This is a genomic window from Mesorhizobium sp. M0276 (assembly GCF_040321755.1).
GTDB lineage: Bacteria > Pseudomonadota > Alphaproteobacteria > Rhizobiales > Rhizobiaceae > Mesorhizobium.
Genome location: NZ_JAMYSC010000108.1, coordinates 1 through 11,234, shown reverse-complemented (window position 1 = coordinate 11,234; position 11,234 = coordinate 1). Strand labels below are relative to the sequence as shown.

General features: G+C 63.8%; 7 protein-coding genes. 2 read left to right on the top strand and 5 right to left on the bottom strand.

What is annotated here, in order from left to right; all coding sequences use genetic code 11:
• Positions 1-417: 417 nt before the first annotated feature.
• The gene (locus tag NKJ01_RS35325) at positions 418-1,887 is read left to right on the top strand and encodes a coiled-coil domain-containing protein (RefSeq protein WP_352735151.1); all 1,470 of its coding nucleotides are present in this window, start codon (positions 418-420) and stop codon (positions 1,885-1,887) included.
• Between the two features lie 110 nt (positions 1,888-1,997).
• Here NKJ01_RS35325 and NKJ01_RS35320 read toward each other — a convergent pair whose 3' ends face one another.
• From NKJ01_RS35320 to NKJ01_RS35305, 4 genes are read right to left on the bottom strand one after another with little or no spacing between them, the layout of a single operon-like run.
• The gene (locus tag NKJ01_RS35320; protein ID WP_352735150.1) at positions 1,998-3,782 is read right to left on the bottom strand and encodes an ABC transporter ATP-binding protein; all 1,785 of its coding nucleotides are present in this window, start codon (positions 3,780-3,782) and stop codon (positions 1,998-2,000) included.
• A 9-nt stretch (positions 3,783-3,791) separates the two neighbouring features.
• Entirely contained in the window at positions 3,792-4,826 is a 1,035-nt protein-coding gene (locus NKJ01_RS35315) for a glycosyltransferase family 2 protein (RefSeq protein ID WP_352735148.1), read from the bottom strand.
• A gap of 4 nt (positions 4,827-4,830) precedes the next feature.
• The gene (locus tag NKJ01_RS35310; protein ID WP_352735146.1) at positions 4,831-5,937 is read right to left on the bottom strand and encodes a glycosyltransferase family 2 protein; all 1,107 of its coding nucleotides are present in this window, start codon (positions 5,935-5,937) and stop codon (positions 4,831-4,833) included.
• Positions 5,934-7,100, bottom strand: a complete 1,167-nt coding sequence (locus NKJ01_RS35305; protein WP_352735145.1) for an acyltransferase family protein — start codon at positions 7,098-7,100, stop codon at positions 5,934-5,936. Before NKJ01_RS35305 ends, NKJ01_RS35310 begins: the two co-directional genes overlap by 4 nt.
• A gap of 609 nt (positions 7,101-7,709) precedes the next feature.
• On the opposite strand from NKJ01_RS35305, the gene NKJ01_RS35300 reads away from it, so the two are divergent.
• Entirely contained in the window at positions 7,710-8,591 is an 882-nt protein-coding gene (locus tag NKJ01_RS35300) for an EamA family transporter (protein WP_352735143.1), read from the top strand.
• A gap of 88 nt (positions 8,592-8,679) precedes the next feature.
• Here the strand turns inward: NKJ01_RS35300 and NKJ01_RS35295 are convergent, their stop codons facing one another.
• Positions 8,680-11,121, bottom strand: a complete 2,442-nt coding sequence (locus tag NKJ01_RS35295; protein WP_352735141.1) for an autotransporter outer membrane beta-barrel domain-containing protein — start codon at positions 11,119-11,121, stop codon at positions 8,680-8,682.
• Positions 11,122-11,234: the final 113 nt, after the last annotated feature.

Genomic DNA, 11,234 nt, shown 5'->3' with positions numbered 1-11,234 from the left:
GTGGTGTTTGGGGTGTTTTTTTACTTTTTCGGTTTACCTCCCCCGACGTTTGGGTGGTGGGGTTTGCCCGGCGCTGGGGGGGGTGGGGGGGGCAGCGCGACGCTGGCAGGTTCCCTCTGAATTCATTGAAGTCGAGCCATCCCCCCGCTCCGTGTCGGGCTTCGCCCGAGCCACCTTGCCGGGGCGAGCCACGGGTCTCGCCCGTCCTTCGGACCCCCCACTCCGTGGGGGCGAGGAACCCAAGTTCTGCAGGGCCAGCGCCGACACCCGCGCATTGTCGCTCGCGGCATCTCCCCCAAAATGTCCTGCATTAACCTTCGTTGCGACGGGGGCTTCCCCTACGCAATCGGCGGATGTAAGGATATATTAGGAATTTGTTAAGTTTCCAGTCGAGGTGTGCGTAAAGGGAGTTCGGCCATGAACTTCAGAGGCCTGATCAAGCGTGCTGAAGAGGTAGACAAAGCAGTTCAGGACCTGCAGGTCGTACTGGCGGATCAGGACCTGCAGATCGAATTGGCGGACGCGCTGGACGCAAGTCTGGATGCCGAAGACCTGGCGCCGCCAAAGAGCCAAGATGTCCCCACCGCGGACACTGACGACCCGCCACCCGAGCCCAATGCTGCAAACGCGGACAGTTCCGACGATACGGAAAGGTCCGAAACCGCGCCACGACTGACGCCCCATACCCAGACCCGACTGGCTGCATTGAGTGCCTTTGAAGGGCTCTTCCATGATGCCAGGGATTATCTGGAAGAGATCAACGACAAGCTGTCGGAGATCGGGACCTCACACCATTTGACGCGCGAGTTCCTCAACATCCTCCACAACGACATTCTTCGCGCCAACGAGCTGGAGCTTACAAATGCCGGCCTGGCCGCCGAACAAAGAACGCTGGCGGAAAAGCTGCACGACACGGTGAGAAAGCTGCGCGAGCGTGAAGGCGCTCTCGAAGTGCTGCAACAGCGCGAGACAAGCCTGGTTCAGGACAGGGAGGCGCTTCGTGCGGCGCTTGCCGCGACAAGGCTGGAACTCGTGGAGACAGCCAATGCGAACGCAAAACGCGAGGCCGAGTTCGGCGACGTCGCCAAGCGGCTGACCGGCAGAACCGTCGAGGCCAACAGGCGCTTGCGCGAGAGCAAGATGCTGCGGGAAAAGCATGTCAAGCTGTCGATCGAGCTCGACAAGGCGCTGAAGCGGGAATCCCAGGCGCGCCACAGGCTCGACGAGCTCTCGACCATCCATGCCAGCGAAGCAGCGCGGCTTGCGGAACTGCTGGCCGCGCTCGGCAAGAGCGAGAAAGAGGAGATGCGGCTCCAGAAGGCGCTTGAGGCCGCCCAGGCGAAGCTGTCGGAAACCACCGAAGCGGCGCGCCTGATGGAAGGCGACAAGGAAGCCGAGCTGGCTCGCAGCCAGGCGGAAATACGCGGCTTGGGTTCGGAGATCCAGAACTTGCAATCGCGGCTGGAGCAAACCTCGAACGAGAACAGCGAGGCCGCCAGCGAGATCGCCAGGCTCAAGAGCGAATTGAACGACACCCTGGCCGAAAAGAAAATCGCCGATGAAAGGTTGTCCGCTCTCAACCATGAGAACGAAAACGACAAGCAGAGCCTTTCGAAAGTGAACGCCAATCTTTCACAGCTTGCGCTGCAACAGGCATCTGAACAGATACAGTTCGACGTCCAGAGGCAGGAATGCGAGGACCTCAAGGCCGAAGTCGCCTCGCTCAATGCGCGGATCAAAGAATTGCTGCCTTACGAGCGGCTCCACAAGGCGACCAGCGCCAGGCCGCGCGAGGCCGAGGTGGTCGAGATTGGCGGCGTCGTGGCGGAGAAGGCACGTGCAGCGGGCAGGCGGCGCATCCGCAGAAACCTCCGCGCCTCGACGTAGCGCAATTCAAAGCGCGCCGGGTTGAAACGGGTTGACGCAACGCGCTTCAAGCTCTTGTTTTGATGCGTGTCATTGGCCCAAACCGCTCGGCACTTTTGGGGTGACATGCATCAGTCGAGTGGTCCGTGCTGGTAAAGCTCGTCCATGCTGAGCGATGCGAGGGCGCCGAAAGGTGCCTGCTTCTTCACCCGGCCGGCGCTCAGGATCACCACGTCGTCGCAGAACGAGATGGTGCTGTGATGGTGGCTGATGACGATGGTCGTGCGGCGGCCGGCTCTTGATTTAAGGGTCTCGACGATGGCCGCTTCCGACAGTCCGTCCACCGCATTGGTGGCTTCGTCCAGGATGAGGAGATCGGGATCGCGCACCAGCGCCCTGGCGAGCGCGATCCGCTGCCTCTGTCCCGCCGAGAGGTTGATGCCCCTGTAGCCAACGTGGGTATCGTAACCCTCAGGAAGCCGTTCGATGAATTCATGCGCTTCGGCCAGTCTTGCAGCGCGCTCGGCGTCGCCAGCCGTGGCTGCCTCCTGGCCGTAGATTATGTTTTCAAAAATGCTGCCATCGACCAGTTCCAGCTCCTGGCTGGCCAGGGCGATGTGCCGGCGCCACTGGCTGGCGTCGATCCGGTCGAGGGGTGATCCATCGACGAGAATCCTCCCGGTGTCCGGTTCCACGAAGCGGCACAGGAGATTGACGATCGTCGTCTTGCCGGCGCCCGAGCGGCCGATCAGCGCCGTCGAGCGGCCACTGCCGATTTCGAACGTCGCCGAATGCAGCACCACTTCACGCCGGTCCGTGCCGGAATAGGTGAACGTCACATCATCGAACTTGATGCCCTGGTGCAAACCGTGGAACGGCCCGTCGCCTTGCGGTGGCCCGGGCTTGCCGGCGGGATCCAGCATCCACGTCACCTCCTCGAGTGATCCGCTCAGGCCCTGCAGCTGGCTCCACGACCCTTGCAGGGCCCGCATATGCGGCTGCAGCCTGTAGAGCAGTATGACGAACGCGATGATCAGCGGAAAACTCACCTGCGCCAGCCAGGCGCCGATCACCACCGCCAGGAACAGAATGGCGTGGAGAACCTCCGTCAGCGGCGGCAACGCTCCCTGGCGTACAAGCAGTGCGAAAGAGGCGCGGCGAACCGCATCGGACGCGGTGTCGAATATCGCCTTCTCCCGGCGCTCCTGTCCGAAAATGCGGATCAGGCGTCCGGCATGCACCAGATGGAGCATCTGCGAGGCGAGGTGGCTGTTGCGCGAAGCGACGCTGCGGCTGGGCTCTTTCAGATTGGCCGAGAGGATGGCGTGCGCGATCTGGACGAGCGCCAGTCCGATCGTGACCAACAGCGTCATGCGCCACGAAAGCAGCAGCAGGAAAGCCAACAGGATGATGGCGGCCGATGCGCTGACGATGGAAGAAAGCATGATCTGGATCGCATCCGACGCCCGCCAGGATTCGTTGGAGATGATGTTGAGCAGCCGTCCGGGACTCTGCCGCAGGAAGAATGGATAGCCGACCCGCAAGAGCTGCTCCGACAACGCGCTGCGGATCGAATGGCTAGCCTTGCCATAGATGAAGGTCGTGAGCAGCGTGTTGGCGAAGGCGAAAACGTTCTTCAGGATGATCGAGCCGAGGATGGCGATCGAAATGACAACAAGCCGGTCGCGCTCGCTCAGGCCCGATCCGACTTGCTGGAGGACCGCCGAGAAGCCACCCATTCCCGGCGCCTCCCCGTGTCCCATGATGATGCCCAGCAACGGGATGATCAGACCGATGCCGAAGCCTTCGAGGACGGCGCTGACCAGGCCGAGAGCCACCACGGCCGGAAGCAGGCGCAGTTGCCGCTTTCCGAACGCCCGGAACAGCATCGGCAGGCTTGGCGGTAGCAACGGCATTATAGCGTTTCACCTCGCCTGGGCATTGGCTTGCTGGTCTTGCCGCAGCGGCTCAGCCTGCGGCCGTCTCGCCAGCAGAAGAACCGCGAATTTGGCGGCTCCGAGCAAATTCATGGCGACGATCGGCCAGTGCGGCAGATTGAGTTCACGATCAAAGACAGGCCCGCCCGCCAGTTCCCGCAATGCGCCTCTCGCCGCCCAGTAGAAATGACGAAGCAGCCAGGGCGCATGGAGAACATGTTTCAGGCAGAGCCCGCCATTGCCCAGACTGTAGTCGCGGTGGAGCTTTTCGATGGATCCGCGATCCCGCCGGCCGTGATGATGGAATATCGTCATATCCGGGACATACTCGACCGCGAAACCGAGCAACAGCGCTCGCACAAGGTAATCGGTATCCTCCGCCGCCCGCAATGGCGCGCCCGCGCCGAAGCGTTCATCGAAATCGCCGATACGGGCCGCGACGTCGCGGTGCATCGTCATGTTGCAGCCCAGCACAAAACCGCCGGGATGAACATCCGGCGTCAGCCGCTCGCGCACACGCGACCGCTTGATCGTGAACGGCAGATCCCTGGGGTCGCCAAGCTCGACTCGGCCTCCCCGGATGAGCCATTTTTCCCCGGACGCATAATGTCGCTCCAGATCGCGCAGGTAGTCGCAATCGACCGCGCAATCATCGTCGACGAAGACCAGCACGCGGCCCCGCGCGCGCCTCAGCCCGGCGTTGCGGGCAGCCGCCAATCCGGGGCGCGGCTCGCAAATGGCCGTGAAGGGAACATCCGACAGTTCGGCGATGCTGGCCAGGTGTTCGGCCGTGCGGTCGCTCGAACCGTTGTCGACGACCACGAGTTCAGCCGCGAAGCTGGCATAGGCGCGGCACGCGGCCTGCACCGACTTGATGCAGGCCTCGAGCACTGCGACACGGTTGCGCGTACAGATGATGAAGCTGACTTGCGGCGGCGAGCGTTCCGGGCGGGGAACGGCCGGAGCGACGCCAAGCGCCGTCGAACGATCGCGCTGCAGAGGTTGGTTGGCTTTGACGGTCATTCCTTTAACTCAACCGATAAGGTGCCAAAACCGCAGCAGCAGGAGCGGATTTGAAGAAGTATGCCAAGGCGTCTGCCTGTCTGCTGGCCGACAGCGAGGCAAGGCTGAGCCAGGGTGCCCAGGCGCCGGGCCGTAGCGCATATTGTTCGCGGCGGCGGATGACATTCCACTTCGCGGTCCGCGTCAGCAATTCGTGCGTCAGCGGGGGCTGCTTTTCGTCGGCGACGAGCTGGTAGAGAAAATAGAACAAGTTGAGCGCGCCGGCCTCGAAGCTTGGCCGCGTCGCGGCGGGCAGGGAGCAAATCTCCTCCTCCAGCTGGACGATGAAGTTGGCCGCGCGGGTAACCGTATCGTGGCTGACGGCATTGCCGATGTCGCGCAAGTCCCGCGTTGCTTCCGCGAGGCCCTCGCGCTCCAGGTTCTCGGCGACGATCCGCAAATGCGTCCTGCGCATCTCGTTGATGTGCCGGCTGGTCACGCTTTCCTGATGGACACGGTAGATGAGCAGGTTCTCGGGCATCATGGCCGCCGGGTAACGGCCGGCCAGCCGCCTGAAAAGATCGAAATCCTCGGCGTGCTTGTAAGTCTGGTCGTAGTGGAGATCATCGTTGTCGATGACCTCCCTGTTGTAGACGACTGTCGGGTGCATGAAGATCGTGAAGAACTTTGCCAGTATAGGGATGCGGCCGAGCTGGAACACCGGATCGGGCTTGCCCCTGGCGATGCGGCCGCGGATCAACATGTCGACGCCGGCGCCGCAGAAGCCGAGTTCGGGCCGCCGCTCAAACAGCGCCACCTGGCGCGACAAGCGCCAGGGATAGGCGACATCGTCGGCATCCATCCGCGCGACCAATTCGCCCCGGGCGAGCGCCAGCCCTTCGTTGAGCGTCGCGACAAGGCCACGATTTTCGCGCGAGATGATCGAGATGCGGCTGTCGGCCTTCTGGTATCGCTCGAGGATCTCGAGGGAATTGTCGGTCGACCCGTCATCGATCGCGACGATCTCCAGGCGGCCGTAATCCTGCCGCAGGATGCTTCCCAGCGCGGCGGCGAGATAGGGCCCGGCATTGTAGACCGGCAGCAGCACGGAGACGAGCGGCGCGGCGGTCATCGCGTCACATCCGTTCGCCGGATGTCGAGCGATTGGCGGCCATCGGGCGATCCGCCGGGCGCGATCGCGAGCCAACCGGTATGGCCGGCCTGCGCGGCACGAGCGCGCGCGACGTAGGGGAAGTGGTGCTTCAGGCTGTTGAGCGGCCTTTCGAAAACCACCCAGGAAATCCAGGCCACAACGATCGTGGCGGCACTCGCCACCACGAACCGCCCTGGCCCTTGCTCCGAGACATTGAGCGGAATCCAGGGCTGCGACTTGACGGCGAGCGACAGCAATATCGGATGATAGAGATAGACGCCGTAGCTGATACGGCCGAGGCCGAGCAGCGGCGGCAATTCGGCAAGCTTGCCGAAGCGGCCGCCAAGGCCGCGCGAACAGGCGGCGACAATGGCCATCAACGGCACCAGGGGCAGGACTTGCCGCACCAGCCAATGGGCCCATTCCAACGTCGGATCGGCAGGCGCCGGGACAAACCACTCGATCATCAGGAAAGCGGCCGCGAAGGCAGGCCAGCCCAGTCGCATCCATTGCGGCAGGCCGGCGCCCCTGGACCGCCAGCAGGCAAGCAATGCGCCCGACGCCAGCGCATCCATGGATGCCGGCGGCAGCAGGTCGCGCGCCAGCGCCGGCGTGGCAGTGACCGGCCAGTAGAAGCGATAGGCTAGCGACAGCGCGATGACGCCGATACAGATCGTCTCGAAGCGCCTGCGTGGGGCGAGCAGGACGACCAGTGGCCAGGCAAGGTAGAACTGCTCCTCGATGCTCAGGCTCCAAAAATGGCACAGCACCCAGGGGGTCCAATCATTGCGCAGCGCATACCAGAAATTCGACAGATAAAGCGCGTGCCAAACCAGCGATCCCCTGGACTGGTCCAGGTCAACCAGCCAGACGAAACCCAGCACGGCAAAATAGGGCGGGAATATCCGCAGCGCCCGCCTGATGTAGAAGGAGCGCAGCGCGGGGCCGGTTTCGAATTCGGCGGCCGAACGCGCTTCCAGGAGCAGGCGCGTGATCAGGAAGCCGCTCAGCACGAAGAACAGCCGCACGCCGATATGGCCCCAGAATGAAGATCCTCCCGCCGCGAAGAAATGGGAATACATCACCATCGTCACGGCGACGGCCCTGAGTGCATCCAGTTGGATGTCGCGGGCGTTTCTCATCGGCGGCTTCCGCCGGCGCGATGTCCGCGATGAAGCCGGCTGCTGGTCGGCTCGAGCGGCAGGGTGCCGGAATCGCCGATCCCACGCATTGCAATTCCGGCCCGGCCGGGCTCGAAATCGACGTAGGGACAACTCAAGTTGGCCAAGCTGGCGGTTCCTCCACGGCCTGTGTCCAGTCGCGAAAAGTCCCCCAGGAGATGGATCGGCTATGCCATTGTGCAGCGCAACACAAAAAATTTACCCAGCTGAAACACTTCGGTGAGCAAGCGCCAGATTATCGACAAAACGGCCAGATACCCACCTTTCGGCGGCTTTTTCCAGAAATTCAGCTTTGCTTGCGCGGCTTGCGCGCTGCAGCATAGTTGCCTTTTTCATCGGTTGGTTGCACGGCGCGACCGCCGTATTTCAGCGACGATGGCTCGCCTGCCTGTGTGAAGCGGGCCGCGCCTTGGCTGTCACCGCCTCAAACACCACCGTCTGCTCCAGCCCGAACGATCCGCTGTCCTGCCCCACCAAGCCGCCGACGCTGCCTCACGACAGGCGGGCCGGTTCCCCGTATTTCCTGTTCCGCCGGCGAGTTTGCGACGGGCGGCAGGGAGGACGAACCAAATGACATCGACGTCAATTGCCCGTCGCGAGGCGGCGTCCCTGCCCATCGCGGCGCTGATGGGCGCCATGGTGTCGATCCAGATTGGCGCCACCTTCGCCAAGGGCTTGTTCCCGCTGATCGGCGCGCAGGGCACGACGACGCTGCGGCTCGTCGTGGGCGCGCTGATGCTGATCGCGGTGCTGCGGCCCTGGCAAATGTGGCCCTCGCGCGCCACCATGCCGTGGTTGGTCGCCTATGGCGTGACGCTGTGTGCGCTCAACCTTCTGTTCTATGCCGCGCTCACCACCATCCCGCTCGGCATCGCGGTAGCGCTGGAATTCTCCGGGCCGCTGCTGGTGGCCACGCTGGCGTCGCGGCGCGCCAGCGACTTTGCGTGGATCGCGCTTGCGGTCGCGGGAATCGTCTTGTTGTCACCCTTCGTGCGTTCGCTTCAGCCGCTTGATCCGACCGGGGTGATGCTGGCGCTGGCCGCGGGCGGATTCTGGGCCCTCTATATCGTGCTCGCCCAGAAGGCGGGCGCGGAGCTCGGCACCCGCACCACGGCCTACGGAATGGCGATCGCCGCGGTGCTTGTGCTGCCCTTCGGCGCGGCGCAAGCGGGAACCGCGCTGCTCGCGCCATCGATCCTGGTCAGCGCCTTGCTCGTCGGCCTGTTTTCCAGCGCGTTGCCGTTCTTTCTGGAAATGGTGGCGCTGACTCGAATGCCGGCCCGCATCTATGGCACGCTGACCTGCCTGGAGCCGGGGCTGGGCGCGCTGGCCGGCTTCCTGTTCCTGCACGAGAGCCTGACGACGACGCAACTGGCCGGCATCGCCGCCGTCATCGCTGCGGCTTTCGGTACTGCGCTGACATCGCAGCCGCCGGTGCCGTCGCCGGAGTAGGGGCGACGGACGTAAAGGCTCATGCCGCGAGTGCTTCTCCGGCGCCTCCCGGCCGCCGTTCGAGCATTGCCCCCAGCCTTCGCGTCGGTCAGAACCTCAAGCCGAGATTGACCTTCGCACCCTGGTCGACCGTGCCGCCGCCGAACTGTCCGGTGTAGGAGAGCCCCAGCGTGGCATTGGCCGACATGTTCAGGTCGAGGCCGGCCTCGACCACCGCTGCGTCCCTGGCGACAGGCACGCCGGCGATGGTGAAGAGATCGCCGCCGGCGAAGGCGAAGCTTGAGGCCGGGGTGTCATCACCGAAGGAATGACGCCAGCCGAGCATGCCGCGCGCCGTGGCCTTGATCTCGCCGAGGCCCAAATCGGTGGAAGCACGCAGGCCGAGCGTGGTGAAGGTCGCATTGGTGGTTGAACCCGCGCTGGTCAGCGCTGCCGCACCGCCGGTTTCGGTAAAGCCGTCGGTGTGCACGCTGACATAGGCGAGGTTGGCGAAGGGTTCGAACTTGAAGTGCCCGGCATCGGCCTTGTAGGCGAGTTCGCCGAACGCTTGCGCCGTGCCGGCATCGTAGTCGGCGGACAGCCCGTCAGTGAAACCATTGAAAGCGACGGCGCGTTTTGTCGACAGGCTGTTCCAGCTGTAGGCCGCACCGGTGCGGAAGGCGATGGCGCCCCAATTGGTGCCGCCATAGAGACCGAGATGGTAGCTGTCGCTCTTGCCCGATGAATTGCGGTCATCGGCGTCGAAGGACGAATGGCTGTAGCCGCCGAGCAGGCCAAGGCGCCAGGTGCCGAGCTGGGTGTCGGCGCCGGCCAGCAGGCCGCCGGTCGAGCGGTCGAAGGCGGCGGCGTTGCCGTCGCTGTCGGTACTTCCCCAGGAGCCGAAAGCCTGGCCCCAGACGGCGAAACGGTCGGTGTCGGCGGCGACCATTTCAGGCCCGCCTTCGCCATAGGCCATGACGGGCAGGGCAGCAGTGCTGCCGGCATCGCCGAAGGCGGCGCTGATGCGGCTGGTGGCCGCGTCGCGGATGAAACGGCTGTCTTCCAGCAACATGCCCTTGGCCGAGGCATGGATCTCGCCCGAGAGCTGGTCGAAGGCATCCTGCGCGGCGGCTTCGCTCGGCAAGGCAAAGATAGCATCAAACAGCGGATTGCCGCTGCCAAGGCTTTCGGCGCCGGCGCCGGCGGCAATCTGGTTGGGCGTCAGGCCGACCGAGGCGAAGGACTTCTGGACAACATCGAGATAGACGTGGTTGGCGTCGTAGCTGTCGACCAGGCCGAGGAAAGCCGCCCCGGTGTCGCCGGTAACCGTGTAGGTCCCGGTGATGCCGCTATCGGCCTGCAATACGGTATAGTGCGTGCCCGCCACATAGGGTGCGCCGTCGAGTTTGACCACGTCGATCAGCGCGCCGCTGTCGATCGTTGCCGCACCCGTCGCATGCAGGAAATCGGAGCTGCCGGTCGAGGTTAGTTCGACCTGGTAGGTCGAGCCCGCCGCCTGGTCGACATTGCCCGCGACATTGAGCGTGCCGATCGAATTGCCCGGCGCGATGATGCCGCCCGACTGCGCCACGATGCCGCCCACCGTGCCGTTGCCGCCCAATATGCCGCCCGAGATCGTCACCAGAGAATTGGCCAGTGAGCCGTTCACGGCCAGCCGTCCGCCGCTCACGTTGGTGGCGCCGGTGAAACTACTCGAATCGGCGGTCAGGTTGGTGTTGCCAGCGATCTGGTTGATCGTCCCCAGTCCGCTGATAGCGGCGTCGAACGCATAATTTGTATCGGTATGGTTGAAATTGAGCGCGCCGGTGCCGAGGCCGAACTGCAACGTGGCAGAGTCGAGGATGCCGGCGCCCGTCGCCGCGGCGCCTGCCGCGCCGCCAATGTTCACTGTGCCGGTGGACCCGGCCTGATCAGCGATGAGCAAGTTTCCGGCAACCGTAACCGCACCATCATTGGCGACGGTCAGGGTGCCAGCGCCGTCGATGCCGACGTAAAGGTTCGCACCGTTCGTCCACTTCGACCCCGTGCCATCAACCTTGACAGTCCCGATATCACCGCCATTTGTCCCAATCTTGCCATTGGTGTCGGTGATCTCGCCGCCATTGGTGACGGACACCGTGCCGACGCTTAAAACCGATAAATCGCCGCTGTTTAACCACTTGGACCCAGAACCGTCGACTGTTGCCAAGGCGCTGGACCCACCGTAGTATCCGACAAGCCCGTTGACATCGGACACCAGGCCGCCATTGCTGATGGCAAGGACACCGTCTCCGGCCACTCCCAAGATCAAACTGCTGGCGACGGTCCAATTCGAGCCGACGCCATCAATGGTGGCCGTGCCGGTCGTTCCCGGACCACTGCCGACACTGCCGCTGCTGCTGGTGACCGTGCCGCCTTGGGTAATGACGAGGGTGCCATTGCCGTCTACCTCAAGATAGCCGCTGTTGGTCCAGGTCGATCCCGGGCCATCCACAGTTACCGCGCCTGAGGAATCTGTATCAACCGCAACAAGTCCATTGACGTCAGACACAGCACCGCCGTTTGAGACATGGAGCGTGCGGGACTGTCAGGAATTTCGTGTGCGGGCGGGCGGTTGAACATCACGCCGCCATGGCTTTGATGAAGCGCTCACCGAAGATGACG

Coding starts and splice junctions, on each gene's coding strand:
- NKJ01_RS35325 (WP_352735151.1), top strand. CDS start 418: ATGAACTTCAGAGGCCTGATCAAGCGTGCTGAAGAGGTAGACAAAGCA.
- NKJ01_RS35320 (WP_352735150.1), bottom strand. CDS start 3,782: ATGCCGTTGCTACCGCCAAGCCTGCCGATGCTGTTCCGGGCGTTCGGA.
- NKJ01_RS35315 (WP_352735148.1), bottom strand. CDS start 4,826: ATGACCGTCAAAGCCAACCAACCTCTGCAGCGCGATCGTTCGACGGCG.
- NKJ01_RS35310 (WP_352735146.1), bottom strand. CDS start 5,937: ATGACCGCCGCGCCGCTCGTCTCCGTGCTGCTGCCGGTCTACAATGCC.
- NKJ01_RS35305 (WP_352735145.1), bottom strand. CDS start 7,100: ATGAGAAACGCCCGCGACATCCAACTGGATGCACTCAGGGCCGTCGCC.
- NKJ01_RS35300 (WP_352735143.1), top strand. CDS start 7,710: ATGACATCGACGTCAATTGCCCGTCGCGAGGCGGCGTCCCTGCCCATC.